Annotated in this window: 13 protein-coding genes; 9 read left to right on the top strand and 4 right to left on the bottom strand. The window is 69.8% G+C overall.

Features of this window, described 5'->3' with window-relative positions:
* Position 1: 1 nt before the first annotated feature.
* The 4 genes from G3I56_RS36210 to G3I56_RS36195 all read left to right on the top strand — a co-directional run bounded on the left by G3I56_RS36210 (position 2) and on the right by G3I56_RS36195 (position 4094).
* The gene (locus G3I56_RS36210) at positions 2–358 is read left to right on the top strand and encodes a DUF742 domain-containing protein (RefSeq protein WP_164416619.1); all 357 of its coding nucleotides are present in this window, start codon (positions 2–4) and stop codon (positions 356–358) included.
* On the top strand, positions 345–950 hold the full coding sequence (locus G3I56_RS36205; RefSeq protein ID WP_164416618.1) for an ATP/GTP-binding protein: 606 nt from the start codon (positions 345–347) through the stop codon (positions 948–950). Before G3I56_RS36210 ends, G3I56_RS36205 begins: the two co-directional genes overlap by 14 nt.
* A gap of 109 nt (positions 951–1059) precedes the next feature.
* Positions 1060–1908, top strand: coding sequence for a dolichyl-phosphate beta-glucosyltransferase (locus G3I56_RS36200; protein WP_164416617.1), 849 nt, complete (start codon positions 1060–1062; stop codon positions 1906–1908).
* Positions 1905–4094, top strand: a complete 2190-nt coding sequence (locus G3I56_RS36195) for a glycosyltransferase family 39 protein (RefSeq protein WP_164416616.1) — start codon at positions 1905–1907, stop codon at positions 4092–4094. The genes G3I56_RS36200 and G3I56_RS36195 overlap by 4 nt, the downstream gene beginning before the upstream one ends.
* Positions 4095–4183: 89 nt before the next feature.
* Here G3I56_RS36195 and G3I56_RS36190 read toward each other — a convergent pair whose 3' ends face one another.
* Together G3I56_RS36190 and G3I56_RS36185 are read right to left on the bottom strand one after the other, a co-directional pair.
* Positions 4184–4420, bottom strand: a complete 237-nt coding sequence (locus G3I56_RS36190; RefSeq protein ID WP_164416607.1) for a hypothetical protein — start codon at positions 4418–4420, stop codon at positions 4184–4186.
* A gap of 54 nt (positions 4421–4474) precedes the next feature.
* Positions 4475–5629, bottom strand: a complete 1155-nt coding sequence (locus G3I56_RS36185; RefSeq protein WP_164416615.1) for a M20 family metallopeptidase — start codon at positions 5627–5629, stop codon at positions 4475–4477.
* Positions 5630–5853: 224 nt separating this feature from the next.
* Here G3I56_RS36185 and G3I56_RS36180 point away from each other — a divergent pair, with 224 nt between their 5' ends.
* The 5 genes from G3I56_RS36180 (at position 5854) to G3I56_RS36160 (ending at position 12514) form a co-directional block, all read left to right on the top strand.
* Positions 5854–6909, top strand: a complete 1056-nt coding sequence (locus G3I56_RS36180) for a LacI family DNA-binding transcriptional regulator (protein WP_164416614.1) — start codon at positions 5854–5856, stop codon at positions 6907–6909.
* A 95-nt stretch (positions 6910–7004) separates the two neighbouring features.
* Positions 7005–8393 carry an extracellular solute-binding protein gene (locus G3I56_RS36175; protein ID WP_164416612.1) on the top strand — a complete coding sequence of 463 codons (1389 nt, stop codon included), beginning with the start codon at positions 7005–7007 and terminating at the stop codon, positions 8391–8393.
* A gap of 1 nt (position 8394) precedes the next feature.
* Positions 8395–9276 (top strand): sugar ABC transporter permease, encoded by an 882-nt coding sequence (locus tag G3I56_RS36170; protein ID WP_164416611.1) that lies wholly within the window; start codon positions 8395–8397, stop codon positions 9274–9276.
* Positions 9277–9380: 104 nt separating this feature from the next.
* A complete protein-coding gene (locus G3I56_RS36165; protein WP_239135312.1) occupies positions 9381–10211 on the top strand; it encodes a carbohydrate ABC transporter permease in 831 nt (276 codons plus the stop codon).
* A gap of 161 nt (positions 10212–10372) precedes the next feature.
* A complete protein-coding gene (locus tag G3I56_RS36160; RefSeq protein WP_164416610.1) occupies positions 10373–12514 on the top strand; it encodes a beta-galactosidase in 2142 nt (713 codons plus the stop codon).
* Between the two features lie 57 nt (positions 12515–12571).
* Here the strand turns inward: G3I56_RS36160 and G3I56_RS36155 are convergent, their stop codons facing one another.
* Both G3I56_RS36155 and G3I56_RS36150 read right to left on the bottom strand, forming a co-directional pair.
* Positions 12572–13330 (bottom strand): SDR family oxidoreductase, encoded by a 759-nt coding sequence (locus G3I56_RS36155; protein ID WP_203691509.1) that lies wholly within the window; start codon positions 13328–13330, stop codon positions 12572–12574.
* A 79-nt stretch (positions 13331–13409) separates the two neighbouring features.
* Entirely contained in the window at positions 13410–14129 is a 720-nt protein-coding gene (locus G3I56_RS36150; RefSeq protein ID WP_164416608.1) for a TetR/AcrR family transcriptional regulator, read from the bottom strand.
* Positions 14130–14468: the final 339 nt, after the last annotated feature.

The following is a 14468-nucleotide window of genomic DNA, read 5'->3' as shown; positions in this document are numbered from 1 at the left end:
GGTGAACGGAAGCGACGCGGCCGGCCGTCTGGTACGGCCGTTCACGCTCACCGGCGGGCGGACCCGGCCCAGCCGCGCCGACTTCACACTGATCACGTCGGTGACGGCGGTGGAGCCGCAGCCCGACGGGGCCAGACGGCCGCAGCCCGAGCACGCCCGGATCCTGCGGCTGTGCGCGCGGCCCGTCGTGGTCGCGGAGCTCGCGGCCCATCTGGACCTCCCGGTGAGCGTGGTCGTCATCATGCTGTGCGACCTGCTGGAGGTCGGCCGGATCACCGCTCAGTCCCCGCGCCAGATCTCGCGCACCACGGACATGGACCTGCTCCAGAAAGTGAGGGACGGACTTGGCCGGCTCTAGCCTGACCGTGAACGGGACCTCGGCGCCCGACACCGTCAAGATCCTCATCGCCGGGGGCTTCGGCGTCGGCAAGACGACGATGGTCGGCTCGGTCAGCGAGATCGTGCCCCTGCGCACCGAGGAACCGCTCACGGCGGCCGGCCTCGGCATCGACGACCTCGACGGCATCGAGGAGAAGAAGTCCACCACGGTGGCTCTCGACTTCGGCCGCATCACCCTCAGCCGGGAGCTGATCCTGTACCTCTTCGGTACGCCGGGTCAGCAGCGGTTCTGGTTCATGTGGAACGACCTGGCGATCGGCGCGCTGGGGGCCGTGGTCCTCATCGACGTACGCCGTCCGGAGTCCAGCTTCGCGGCGATCGACTTCTTCGAGCGCCGGGACATCCCGTTCGTCGTCGGGGTGAACGGCTTCCACGGGGAACATCCGTACGAGCCGGACGAGATCCGGGAGGCGCTGGCGCTGCCGGAGCGCACGCCGGTCCTGCTGTGCGACGCGCGGAACCGGGAGTCGTGCCGGGATGTGCTGATAGCCCTGATCGACCGGTTGATAGCGGCGGCGAACCCGGGCGGCGGAAGCGCGCACACGCCCTGAAGTCACGTGTCAACGCGACTCTGTGGGCAGGCTGTGAGTTCGCTGATTCTCATTCGTCGCTCAGAGTCGCCTCAGGGTCGCCCCAGATACGGCCCCGATCGTCACTGGCATGAACGAAACGAACGCGAGGGGCGTCCGGCAGCGTTCGGTCGAGATCGTGGTGCCGGTGTACAACGAGGCGCACGTACTCGCCGACAGCATCGGCCGTCTCCACGCCTACCTCGAAGCCTCCTTCCCGTTCCCGTTCCGGATCACGGTCGCGGACAACGCCAGCACTGACGCCACCTGGCAGGCGGCGACCGATCTGACGCTCCGCCTTCCCCATGTCCACGCCGTCCATCTGGACGCCAAGGGCCGGGGCCGTGCCCTGAAGCACGTGTGGAGCCGCTCGACGGCCGACGTGGTCGCCTACATGGACGTCGACCTGTCCACCGGTCTCGCGGGCTTCCTCCCGCTGGTGGCCCCCCTTCTCTCCGACCACAGCGACGTGGCCATCGGCAGTCGGCTGCACCGCCAGTCCGACGTGGTGCGCGGCCCGAAGCGCGAGTTCATCTCGCGCTCGTACAACGCCCTGCTGAGGCTCGGCCTCGCGGCCCGCTTCTCGGACGCCCAGTGCGGCTTCAAGGCGGTCCGCACCGATGTCTTCCGGGCCCTGGAGCCGCACATTCAGGACAACGCCTGGTTCTTCGACACCGAGCTGCTGGTCCTGGCCCAGCGCAACGGCCTGCGCATCCACGAAGTACCGGTCGACTGGGTCGACGACCCCGACAGCCGGGTCGACATCGTCCGCACCGCCCTGGACGACCTCAGAGGCATACGCCGGATGCTGCGCGCCGGTCTCACCGGCCGCTCCCGGATCCCCGTACCGCACCGCGTGCCCGCAGCCCGGAGCCAGAGCGCCATCGGCGCACCTCAGCACATCAGCAGCCCCGCCCCCAGCTTGGAGTACGCGTCATGACGACCCTCGCCCCGCCGCCGACCCGCGACAGCGCACCGAACCACAGCCATCGGGCCGAACCCCCGGCCGCCGACGGCAGTCTCGGGGCCCGCGCCCGGCGCCTGTTCACCGGCGCCCCGGAGGACCCGCGCTGGACCCGCCCGACCCTGTGGGGCATCCTCCTCCTGGCCACGGCGCTCTACGCCTGGAACCTCTCCTCCATCACCGGCAACACCTTCTACGACGCCGCCGTGTACAGCGGCACGAAGAGCTGGAAGGCCTTCTTCTTCGGCGCGTTGGACTCGGGCAGCTTCATCACCGTCGACAAACCCCCCTTCGCCCTCTGGGTGATGGGCCTGTCGGCCCGCGTGTTCGGTTACGGCACCTGGCAGTTGATGCTTCCGATGGTCGCGGTGGGCACGGGCTCGGTCGCGTTGCTGCACCGCATGGTGAAGCGTGACTTCGGACCCGTCGCGGCGACGATCGCCGCTCTCGCGCTCACCCTGACGCCCATCACGGTGGCCATCACCCGGGACACCAACCCGGACCCGATCCTGGTCTTCCTGATGCTGCTGGGCGCGGCGGCTCTGATGAAGGCCGTGCGCACCGGACGGCTGATGCCGCTGGTGTGGTCGGCGGTCGCGATCGGCTTCGCGTTCAACACCAAGATGATGCAGGCGTACGTCGTCCTGCCGGTCTTCTTCCTGGTCTACCTCTGGGCGGCGAACGCCGGGCTCGGCAGGCGCGTCCGCAACCTGGCCCTGGCCACGGTGGCGCTGGTCGTGTCCTCCGCCTGGTGGATGGTGGTCGTCGACCTGATCCCCGCCTCCTCCCGCCCCTACATCGGTGGTTCGACCGACAACACCGTCTGGGACCTGGTCATCGGCTACAACGGCTTCGGCCGGATCTTCGGAGCGAGTTCGTCGGTGGGCTCGCAGGGCAACGGCGCGAGTTTCGGCGGCAGTTCGGGCATCTACCGGATGTTCAACGAGATCATGGGCGGCCAGATCTCCTGGCTGATCCCGTTCGCGCTGATCGCCCTGGTCGCGGGCCTCGTCCTGCGCGGCCGGGCCCCCCGTACGGACGCCAAGCGGGCGTCGCTGATGCTGTGGGGCGGCTGGTTCGTCCTGCACTACCTGACCTTCGCCCTTGCCGAGGGCACCTTCCACCCCTACTACGTCACGGCCATGGCCCCGGGCATCGCGGCCCTGGCGGGCGCCGGCGGCGTCATGCTGTACCGCGCCTTCCGTGAGGGCTCGGCCGCGAAGTGGGCCTGGGTGCTCCCGGTGGCGGTCGCGGCGAGCGCGGTCTGGGCGGTCGTCCTGCTCCAGCGGGTCTCGGGCTCCGGCACGCTGTACACGGTCGCGGAGATCGTGGTGGCCGTGGCGGCCACGGTCTCGGTCATCGGCCTGCTGACCGGGCGGTTCATGAAGCGGCAGCGCCTGCTGGGCATCGCGGCCCTGGCAGCGGTCGTCGCCCTCCTGGCGGGCCCGGCGGCCTACTCCGTCTCGGCGGCCACCAGCTCCACCAACGGCACGAACCCGACGGCAGGCCCCAGCACGGGCGGCGGAATGGGTGGCGGCATGGGTGGCGGTGGCGGTGCTCCGCAGGGTTCCAGCGGTACGACTGGCAGCAGCGGTACGAGCAACAGCGGCAACCAGTCCATGGGGCAGCCCCCGTCCGGCAACTCCTCCTCCTCCAGCCGGAGTTCGTCGGAGGCGGCGGCCGAGTCGGGCACGCGTCCGAGCGGTGACGGCGGAGACACCGGTGGCGGTGGTGGCGGGATGGGCGGCGGCACCCAGGTGTCGTCCGACATGATCACGTACCTCAAGAAGCACCAGGACGGGGCGACTTGGCTGCTGGCAGTGGCCACCGACCAGACGGCGTCCTCGATCATCCTGGAGTCGGGCCAGCCGGTGATCTCCATGGGCGGCTGGTCGGGCAGCGACGACGCCATGACCCTGGCCAAGCTCAAGAGCCTCGTGAAGTCGGGGAAGCTGCACTACATCATCGTCAGCAGCGACACCGGCCAGGGCACGAACTCGGAGATCGCCACCTGGGTGAAAGCACACGGCACGGCGGTCAACTCCTCGGCGTACAGCTCCGGTTCGACAACCAGCTCGTCGACGTCGACTTCCACATCAACCACATCAACCACGTCGACCAGCAGCGGCCTGTACCGCCTGGACGCCTCCGACGTCGGCTGACCGACCCGCTCAGCACGTCCACACGGGCGGGCCACCGGAATCCCTCCGGCGGCCCGCCCGCCCACGTCCGACGGGCGCGGCCCCTCAGCTCAGAGGCAGTACCGGACCAGCCACTCGTCCTCGTTGTACGCGCCCTTCGCCGGGTCCGGCACCGACGCCGGCTGCGCCGCCACCATGTCCTCCGCACGGATCCGCTCCGGCAGCTGCCCGAAGCGGGCGTGGCGCACGGCTTCGGCGGTCTCCGGGGCCTTCACTTCGGCCGAGGCTCCGGTTTTCGGTTCGGACTTCGGTTCGGACTTCAGCTCGATCTTCACTTCGTACGTCATCTGGATCCCCGCTCGCTTGAGCCGACCTCTCCTCCAGCGTACGTGAGGGCCGAATTATGCCGCGTAGGCCATCAGCAGGCCCGCGAGGAGTGCGGTCCGGGCGGGAACGTGGGCCAACAGCACATGCTCGTCGCGGGCGTGCGCGCCCCCGCCCACGGGCCCCAGGCCGTCCAGGACCGGGCGTCGCAGCGCGGAGACGAAGTTGCCGTCGCTCGCCCCGCCCACGCCCGTCTCACGGATCGTCAGACCGAGTTCGGCCGCCACCGACCGCGCCTGCTCGAAGAGGAGTCGGGAGGCGGGCGTCGGCACCATCGCCGGACGGTTCCAGCCCCCGGAGACGGACACCCGTACCCGGGGGTCGGAGGCCGTGAGGGCGGCCAGTCCGGTGTCGATGCGGGCCGCCTCGGCGGGGTCGGCGATGCGTACGTCGACACCGCAGCGGGCGTGGGCGGCGATGACATTGCGGCCCGTACCGCCGCTGATCACACCGACGTTGACCGTCGTGCCATGTACGCGTGAGCCCAACTCCACTATGCGGGTGACCAGTTCCGCCAGGGCGTGCACGGCGCTGGCGCCGCCGTACGGGTCGAGACCCGCGTGTGCCTCCACCCCCTCCACCGCCACCTCGAACAGGCCGACGCCCTTGCGGGCCGTCTTCAGGTCCCCGTCCGGCCCCGCCGCCGGCTCGCACACCAGGGTGGCCGCCGCCAGCTCGCTGAGCCGCTCGATGTGCGGCCGGGAGAACGGGCTGCCGATCTCCTCGTCGCCGTTGAGGAGCAGGCGCACCGTCGGGCGCGGCAGGTCCCGTTCACGGAGAAGGCGCAGCGCCCAGACCGCCTGCACCAGGCCGCACTTCATGTCGAACGCGCCCGGCGCGCTCACCCGGCCGTCGTCCGTCACGGTGAACGGCCACTCGGCGAGGGTGCCTGCCGGCCACACGGTGTCGTAGTGGGCGAGCAGCAGCACCGACGTCTGCGAGGTGCCCCGGTAGAGGAACTCCAGGACGTCCCCGTGCTCCCCGCCGTCATGGCGCACGGTCTCGTCCGGCGGCCCGAGGCGTCGGGCCGCCCAGGTCTCGATGGCGGCGAGCCCGGCGGTCAGCAGTTCCTTGTCGCCGCTGGGGGTCTCGTACTCGACCAGCGCCCGCAGGTCGTCGGTCATCTCGGGCAGGGCGGTACGGGCCAGGGACTCGATGTCGTGCAGCGGCACAGGTAGCTCCTCGGACGACTCGGCAAACCCGGTAGCTACCCGGAAACCCGATGAAGTTACGCGGAGATTGCGCGAACTCTTGACGCACCCGCTCCGACTGCGTAGATATGACTGCGCAGTCATGACAGCGCAGTCAGAAAACTGGCGAGCGTGGTTCTACGTCATGTCCACGGCAGCCGGTGTCACCCTCCGGCTACCGTGGGCACCGGCCACCGGGAGTATCCGTGACACGACAGACAGGACGGGGTGCGACCTCGTCGACACCGCGCAGTGTCGACGTGGCACGCCTCGCGGGGGTCTCGCAGAAGACCGTGTCCCGGGTCTTCAACAGCGAGCCGTACGTCTCCGAGGACGTACGCCGCCGTGTTCTCCAGGCCGCCGAGGACCTCGGCTACCGGATGAACAACGCCGCCCGGGCACTCGCCTCCGGGCGGACGAGATCCATCGGCGTGGTGACACTGGGCACCGCCCTGTACGGGCCCGCGTCGCTGCTCATGGGCATCGAGCGGGCCGTCCGGGACACCGGATACGCGCTGCGGGTCGTCAACACCGTGGAGGGCGACCCGGCGGGTGTCGCCGGCGCCGTCGGCTCACTCCTCGACCAGGGGGTGGACGGCATCGTCGTCTCCGAGCCGATCGACGAAGGCCAGGACGGGGGTACGGGCCTGGCGGAGCTGTCCGTCGACGTGCCGGTCCTGGTCATCGGTGCGCCGTCACCCTTCGCCGCCTCCCGCCCGGTCACCTCGGGCGGCGGTGCGGATCTGCTGACCCGGGCCGCCACCCAACACCTGCTGGATCTCGGCCATGTGACGGTCCATCACCTCTCCGGTCCGCCACGCTGGTTCGCGGCCAGGGACCGGCTCACCGCCTGGCGGGCCGCCCTCGCCGCCCACGGCGCGCCCGAGCCGCCCGTCGTCGTGGGCGACTGGTCGGCCGCCTCCGGATACGCGGCGGGCCGTGAACTCGCCGCCGATCCCTCGGTGACAGCCGTGTTCGCCGCCAACGACGACATGGCCATCGGGCTGATCCGGGCCCTGACGGAGGCCGGCCGGCGCGTGCCGGACGACGTCAGCGTGGTCGGGTTCGACGACATCCCGGTCGCCGCCTACATCACCCCGCCGCTCACCACCGTGCGGCAGCCGTTCGACGCCGTGGCGCAGGAAGGCCTCAAACGGCTCCTGCACGCCATCGAGAACCCGGACGCGGAACCCCTGCCGCCGAGCGACCCACCGGTCGACCTCGTCGTACGGTCCTCCACCGCACCCCCGCCCCACCGGTAGCCGCACCGACAAGAGGCCGGTCAGCCCCACCTGCGGCCCCCTCCCCCGTATCGCCTCCTTCTCTCCACTCCCTTTCGCCCCGGCCGGAGTTCACCATGCCCAGAAACACCGTCTCCTCCTCTGCCATCAGCCGTCGCCTCCTCCTCACCGCGGCCGGCGCCGCCTCGCTCGGGGCGGCCCTCACCGCCTGCGGCGGGGGCGGCTCCGACAGCGGATCGTCCTCGTCGAAGCCGGTCAGTCAGGCCGACATCGACAAGGCGATGAAGACCCCGACCGAGCTGACGTTCTGGACGTGGGTCCCGGAGATCGCGCAGGAGATCGCCCTCTTCGAGAAGAAGTACCCGGCGATCAAGGTCAAGGCCGTCAACGCCGGTCAGGGCGTCCCGGAGTACACCAAGCTGCGTACCGCCCTCAAGGCCGGCAGCGGCGCCCCGGACATGGTGCAGATCGAGTACCAGGCCATCCCGACCTTCACGATCACCGACAGCCTCCTCGACCTGCGGCCGTACGGCGTCTCCGCCCTCAAGTCGCAGTTCGTCGACTGGACCTGGAGCCAGGTCAGCGGCACCGGCGGCGAGGTGTGGGCGGTCCCGCAGGACACCGGCCCGATGGGCATGCTGTACCGGCAGGACATCTTCGACAAGCACGGCATCGAAGTCCCCAAGACCTGGGACGAGTTCGCCGAGGCCGCGCGCAAGCTGCACAAGGCCGACCCGGACGTCTATCTGACCAACCTGGCCGCGAACCAAGTGGCGGCCTGGCACGGCCTGTTGTGGCAGGCGGGCGCCAAGCCGTACGCCACCTCCGGCAAGAGCGACATCACCATCAGTGTCGACGACGCGGTCTCCAAGAAGCTCGGCGCGTTCTGGGGCGGGCTCGCGCAGGAGGGCGTCATCGGCGTCGAGCCGGACTTCACGGACTCCTGGTACGCCGCGCTCAACAAGGGCAAGTACGCCACCTGGATCGTCGGGGCCTGGGGCCCGGCCTTCCTCTCCGGCTCGGCCAAGGACACCGCCGGCAAGTGGCGGGCGGCCCCGCTGCCGCAGTGGGACGCCGCCAAGCCGAGCGCCGGCAACTGGGGCGGCTCGACGACCGCCGTGATCCGTTCCAGCAAGAACCCCATCGCCGCGGCCGAGTTCGCCAAGTTCCTCAACAGCGACCCCGAGAGCGCGAAGATGTTCGCGACGAAGCAGTTCTTCTTCCCTGCCACCAAGGCGCTTCTCGCGGACGCGAGTTACATCGGCGACACCCCCGCCTTCTACGGCGGCCAGAAGGTCAACGAGGTCTTCGCCGGCATCAGCGCCCAGGTCGACCCCGCCTTCCAGTGGCCGCCGTTCCTCGACCAGGTGGCCACCGACTGGACGGAGACCGTCGGCCGCTCCCTGGCCAGGAAGACCGACACGGTCGCCGCGCTCGGCGGCTGGCAGACGCGGATCACCACGTTCGCCAAGAGCCAGGGCTTCACCGTGAAGGCGGCTCCCTGACATGGCCAGGCACCTCGCACGGCCACGCTCGGCAGGCCCGCTGTTCATCGCCCCCTTCATGATCCTGTTCCTCCTCCTCTTCCTCGCCCCGCTCGGCTACGCCGCCTACCTGAGCCTGTTCCAGGAGAAGTTGGTCGGCGGCACGTCGTTCGTCGGCCTGGAGAACTACCTCACCGCCGTCAAGGACCCCCAGCTCCGCGAGGGTGTCATCCGGGTGGCGACGTTCTTCGTGATCCAGGTCCCGGTGATGCTGCTGCTCGCCCTGCTCTTCGCGCTCGCCCTGGACAGCGGTCTGCTGCGGCTGTCCCGGGTGATCCGGCTGGGCATCTTCGTGCCGTACGCCGTCCCGAGCGTGGTCGCCACCCTGATGTGGGGCTACCTCTACGGCCCGGACTTCGGCCCGTTCGCCCAGCTCAGCGACAAACTGAGCCTGCCCGCCCCGCACTTCCTCACCGACAGCTGGATGCTCGGCAGTCTGGCGAACATCGTGACGTGGGAGTTCGTCGGCTACAACATGATCATCCTGTACGCGGCCCTGCGGACCATTCCGCAGGACCTGTACGAGGCCGCCGCACTGGACGGGGCGGGGGCCTGGCGGATCGCCTGGTCCATCAAACTCCCGGCACTGCGGCCTGCGTTGACGCTCACCCTGCTCTTCTCGGTGATCGGCAGCTTCCAGCTCTTCAACGAGCCCAACCTGCTGATGAAGATCGTCCCGGACGTCATCGACAGCTCGTACACCGCCAACCTCTACGCCTACACGCTCGCCTTCACCAGCCAGCAGATCAACTACGCGGCAGCGGTGTCCTTCCTCCTCGGTCTGCTCATCGTGATCATCTCGTACGCCTTCCTGCTCACCGCGAACCGCAGGAGGCCCGCGTGACCACCACAACTCCCCCCGCGACCACCGTGGTTCGTACGACGGACCACCCGCCCAAGGCGCCGAAGCAGCGGCGCGGGCGACAGACCGGCCGCCGCAGCACCCCCCTGACGATCGCCATGTTCGCGGCGCTCGCCTACTTCCTCCTCCCCCTCGTCTGGCTCCTGATCGCCTCCACCAAGAGCACCCAGGACCTGATCAACAGCTTCGGCCTGTGGTTCTCCGACACCCCGCAGCTGCTGACGAACATCCGCGACACCTTCACCCAGGACGACGGCGTCTTCCTGCACTGGCTGCTCAACACCCTGCTGTACGCCGGTGTCAGCGCCGTCGGCGCCGCGATCCTGGCGGCTGCGGCGGGGTACGGGTTCGCCAAGTTCCGCTTCCGCGGGAACGGCGCCGCCTTCAACCTCGTGCTCGGCGCGGTCATGGTGCCGGCGACGGCCCTGGCCATTCCGACGTACCTGCTGTTCGCCAAGGTCGGGCTGGTGAACACGCCGTGGGCGATCATCCTGCCTTCGCTGGTGAGTCCCTTCGGGCTGTATCTCATGCGGGTGTACGCGCAGGACGCGGTGCCCGACAGCATCCTCGAAGCCGCCCGGGTGGATGGGGCCGGTGAGTTCCGGATCTTCTTCCAGATCGTGCTGCGGCTGCTGGCACCGGGGCTGGTGACCGTGCTGCTGTTCACGCTCGTGGCGACCTGGAACAACTACTTCCTGCCGCTGATCATGCTCAACGACCCGGATCTGTACCCGATCACGGTCGGGCTCTCCTCCTGGGCCGCCCAGGCGCAGAACGGCGGGGCGGGTGCCAGCAGCGACATGCTCGCGCTCGTCGTGACCGGGTCGATGGTCTCGGTGGTCCCGCTCGTCGTGGCCTTCGTGCTGCTCCAGCGGTACTGGCAGAGCGGCCTGGCCACCGGTGGTGTCAAGCAGTAACTCCCATACATGTGCCCCGAGTTGCCTGCATTCCTCGGGTTCGCCGTCGCGACGTCCGCACCGGTTCACACCTACCGGCTGGCTTTCCTGCTGGGGGTCCGGGGGTCGTACCCCAGGAAAATGCAGCCCCAACTCCCCTTCCCCCACTGGAGGTTGACTTCATGGCGGTTCTGCCCGCCCGCGTCCTCTTCGGCGCCGCGTACTACCACGAGTACCAGCCCGTCCACGGCCCCGAGTACCGCCGCGGCGAACAGCTCAAGACCGACCTCGACCTGATGGCGGAGGCCCGGTTCACCGTGATCCGGGTCGGCGAGTCGGTCTGGTCGACCTGGGAGCCCGAGAACGGGACCTTCGACCTCGACTGGCTGGAGCCGGTGCTCGACGGCGCCCATGAGCGCGGTATCGACGTGGTCCTCGGCACCCCGACGTACGCCGTGCCGCCGTGGCTGGCCCGCCAGTACCCGGAGATCACCGGCGAGCGGCGCACCGGCGAGCGCATCGGCTGGGGCGCCCGGCAGGAGGTCGACTTCACGCACCCCGCGTTCCGCTTCCACGCCGAGCGCGTGATCCGGAAGATCGTCGCACGGTACGCCGGCCACCCGGCGGTCATCGGTTTCCAGGTCGACAACGAACCCGGCAACGAACTCCTGCACAACCGGGGCGTGTTCGAGCGCTTCGTCGACCATATCCGGGCGAAGTACGGGGACATCGAGACCCTGAACCGCGAATGGGGGCTCGTCTACTGGTCGCACCGCCTGTCCACCTGGGCCGACCTGTGGACGCCGGACGGCAACGTCCAGCCCCAGTACGACGTCGCCTGGCGGGAGTTCCAGGCCCGGCAGGTCACCGAGTTCATCGGCTGGCAGGCCGACATCGTCCGCGAGTACGCGAACCCCGACCAGTTCGTCACCACCTGCATCTCGTACACCCGCCCGGCGGTGGAGGACGACGAGCTGACCGACCGGCTCGACATCGCGTCGGGCAACCCGTACTACGACATGCAGGACGGCCTCGCGCTGCCCGACCGTACGCCGGACGCGTACGCGCAGCGCTGGAAGACAACGGGTGTCTGGGCGCTGTACCAGACCGCCGACTGGATGTTCTCCTCCAAGCAGGCACCGTTCCTGGTCACAGAGACGAACGCCTCGTCCATCGGCGAGCCGTGGCACAACCGCCCCGCCTACGACGGCCAGTGGCGCCAGGCCGCCTGGGCGCTGGTCGGCCGCGGGGCCAGGATGATCGAGTACTGGCACTGGCACACCCTGCACTTCGGCGCCGAGACGTACTGGGGCGGCGTCCTCCCGCACAGCGGCCGGCCCGGCCGTACGTACGCCGAACTGGCCAGACTGGGCGCCGAGTTGGACGCGGCGGGCCCGCTGGTCGCCGGTCTCGAACCGGACGCCGACATCACGATGGTGTACTCGACGCCCAGCAAGTGGCTGATGCAGAAGTATCCGCCGATCGCGACGGGCGACGGCGGCCCGGACGAGACCGCCTACCACCGGATCTTCGACCCCTTCTACCGGGGGGCCTTCGACGCGGGCCGCCAGGTCCGGATCGTCCACGGCCGCCAGCTCCACGACCCGAGCGGTGAACGAGGCGGCCTGACCCCCGAGGAGGCGGTGAGCCGCCACCCGGTCCTGATGGTCCCGGCGTTGTACATCGCCGCCGACTCGACCCTCGACTGGTTCGCCGCGTACGCCCACGCGGGCGGCCACCTGGTCCTCGGCCCGCGCACGGCGTACGCCGACCACGAGGCGCGGGCCCGCAACGAGCTCGCCCCCGGCCGTCTGGTGGACGCGGCGGGCGTCAGCTACGACGAGTTCAGCAACCTGACGCAGGAGATCCCGGTGCGTGCCGTACCCGGCGGCCCGCTCCAACTGCCGGACGGTGCAACGGCGTTGCACTGGGCCGACGGCCTCACCGTCACCGACGCCGAGCCGCTGGTCACGTACGACCACCCGCACTTCGGCCGCTGGCCGGCGGTCACCACCCGCCGCCACGGCGCGGGCCAGGTGACATACGTCGGGACGGTGCCGGGCCGCGACCTCGCCCGGGAGCTGGCGACCTGGCTGACCCCCACCGCCCGCAGCCTCTGGGGGAACCTCCCGGCCTCGGTCACGGCGACCACCGGTACGGCCGAGGACGGGCGGCGCGTGCACATCGTCCACAACTGGAGCTGGGAGCCCGCCCGTGTCACGGCCCCGGCCGATCTGACCGACGTACTGAACGACAGCCCGGTCCCCGCAGGCACCGAACTGGAGCTCGGCGCCTGGGACGTACGGGTGTTCAGCGCCGACTGACAATCAGAATCGGACGAGGTCCGTTGGCGTCACGTGACGCCAACGGACCCGGCGCATTCAGAGCAGTGAGTAGCCGCCGTCGACCGTGATCGTCGTGCCGGTCACATAGGCCGAGGACTGGGAGGCCAGGAACAGATAGATGCCGGGGAGATCGTCGGGAGTGCCCCAGCGTCCCAGCGCCGTGTGCTCGACGATGCCACTGTCGCGCTCCGAGCTGCGCCGCCAGTGCGCGCCGAGCCCGGTGTCGAACCAGCCGAGGGCCACTGTGTTGACGGTGATCCCGCGCGGGCCGAGCTCCTGCGCCAGCGCCCCCACCAGGGACTGGACGCCGCTCTTCGACGCCGAGTACGCGGCGAGGCCGCCTTTGGGCCGGTCGCCCAGCACGGAACCGGTGACGATGATCCGCCCTCCGGCGCCCAGCACCGCCGCGGCTGCCCGCGCCCCGAGGAACGTCCCGGTCAGGTTGACGTCGATGACCTGGCGCCAGGCGTCGGGGCTGGTGTCGGTCACCGTCGCGACCCCGGGCGAGACCCCGGCGTTGCAGATCCAGGCGTCCACACCGCCGAACCGCTCGACCATGCCCTCGGCGACGGACTCGTTGAAGGCCTCGTCACGCACGTCCCCCGCGCAGACGAGAGGGTCGCCATGGAGTGTCCCGGCCACCTCCTTGAGTGCGTCCTCGGAGCGCGCCACCAGGCCCAGCCGCGCCCCCGCGGAGTCGAAGGCCTGCGCGAGGACACGCCCCAGGCCGCGTCCCGCCCCGGTGATCACGACACGTCGCCCGGCGACCTCGGGGTTTCCGGCGGTTGTCGGCATTCGACCCTCCATCAAAGTATCGACCGGTCGGTACATTATTGGGAGCGTAGCGCACGCCCAGCACGAACAGAACAGGACCCTACGCCTCGGCCTTGGCGTCGACCTCGGACTTCACGCCTCGCAACTCCTGGAGGACGGACCGCCCTCGCTCCAACTCGTCCTCGGCGCGCGCCTGGTCGACGGGTTCGGCCAGGACGCCGGTCAGGAAGATGTCGCAGTAGAAGGCGGAGAGCTCCTCGACCCGCTTGTCCCGATGGCCGCCAAGCCACTGGTACGTGTAGTTGTGCAGATTCAGGAACGCGAGCGTCGCCAGCTCCAAGTCCTCCTGCGGGCGCCCCTGGAGCAGTCCCCGGCGGTGCCCGTCGGCGAGTACGCCACGGATGCGCGACTCGAAACGCCGCCGCTTCTCACGGAACGAATCGCGGTGCTCACCCTGGAGTTGGCGGTACTCGTGCAGGAACACCCATACGTGGTCATGCCTGTTGACGATCTGCCAGAGCAGGGATTCCGACAGCAGTCGCAGCCGGGCCTGGAAGCTCAGGTCGAGTTCGACGATCGCGGCGGCTTCCTTCAGCAGCGGATCCATGACGCGGTCGTGGATCTCGACGAGGAGCGCGTCCTTCGAGCCGATGTAGTAGTACAGGGCACCCCGGGCCAGTCCGGCCGCCTCGCCGATGTCCGCCACACCCGTGCCGGTGTACCCGTTCTTCGAGAACAGCTCGACGGCGATGTCCACCACGTTCTCACGCATGCGGTAGTAGCGCTCGGTCTTCCCGCGCTCCTTCCGAGTGGGCGGCATCTCACCAATCCTTCGCAACCCGGTGCATCGCCACGGGGGCCACAACTGGCTTCCCGGATCTGCCTGTAGCACCGCGTGACGATACACGATCAATGCGTACCCACCTCGGGGAGGCGGCGGATGAATGCCGGTTCGGCGCCGACCGGGGGCAGGATTCCCGACCCGCACCGAACGGCGCTCGATGCCGACCGGGTCGCCTAGACGGTGGCGATCGGTGTGAGGGGGCTGCCTTGGGTGCCGGGGAGGTTGAGTGGGGGTGCGGTGAGGAGGAAGCGGCTGCGGTGGTGTTCGCGCAGCCAGCCGGCGAGTTCTTTGAGGTACCACAACTCGCCGAGGGGG

Origin of the sequence: Streptomyces sp. SID12488, assembly GCF_010548275.1 — a bacterium.
Classification (GTDB): Bacteria; Actinomycetota; Actinomycetes; order Streptomycetales; family Streptomycetaceae; genus Streptomyces.
The sequence above is the reverse complement of the archived record's forward strand: the minus strand, read 5'-3'. Positions and strand labels throughout refer to the sequence as shown.

Bases quoted from the DNA above. Each gene is read 5' to 3' on its own strand.
- G3I56_RS36200 (WP_164416617.1), top strand. From the start codon at position 1,060: ATGAACGAAACGAACGCGAGGGGCGTCCGGCAGCGTTCGGTCGAGATC.
- G3I56_RS36195 (WP_164416616.1), top strand. From the start codon at position 1,905: ATGACGACCCTCGCCCCGCCGCCGACCCGCGACAGCGCACCGAACCAC.
- G3I56_RS36190 (WP_164416607.1), bottom strand. From the start codon at position 4,420: ATGACGTACGAAGTGAAGATCGAGCTGAAGTCCGAACCGAAGTCCGAA.
- G3I56_RS36175 (WP_164416612.1), top strand. From the start codon at position 7,005: ATGCCCAGAAACACCGTCTCCTCCTCTGCCATCAGCCGTCGCCTCCTC.
- G3I56_RS36170 (WP_164416611.1), top strand. From the start codon at position 8,395: ATGGCCAGGCACCTCGCACGGCCACGCTCGGCAGGCCCGCTGTTCATC.
- G3I56_RS36160 (WP_164416610.1), top strand. From the start codon at position 10,373: ATGGCGGTTCTGCCCGCCCGCGTCCTCTTCGGCGCCGCGTACTACCAC.
- G3I56_RS36155 (WP_203691509.1), bottom strand. From the start codon at position 13,330: ATGCCGACAACCGCCGGAAACCCCGAGGTCGCCGGGCGACGTGTCGTG.
- G3I56_RS36150 (WP_164416608.1), bottom strand. From the start codon at position 14,129: ATGCCGCCCACTCGGAAGGAGCGCGGGAAGACCGAGCGCTACTACCGC.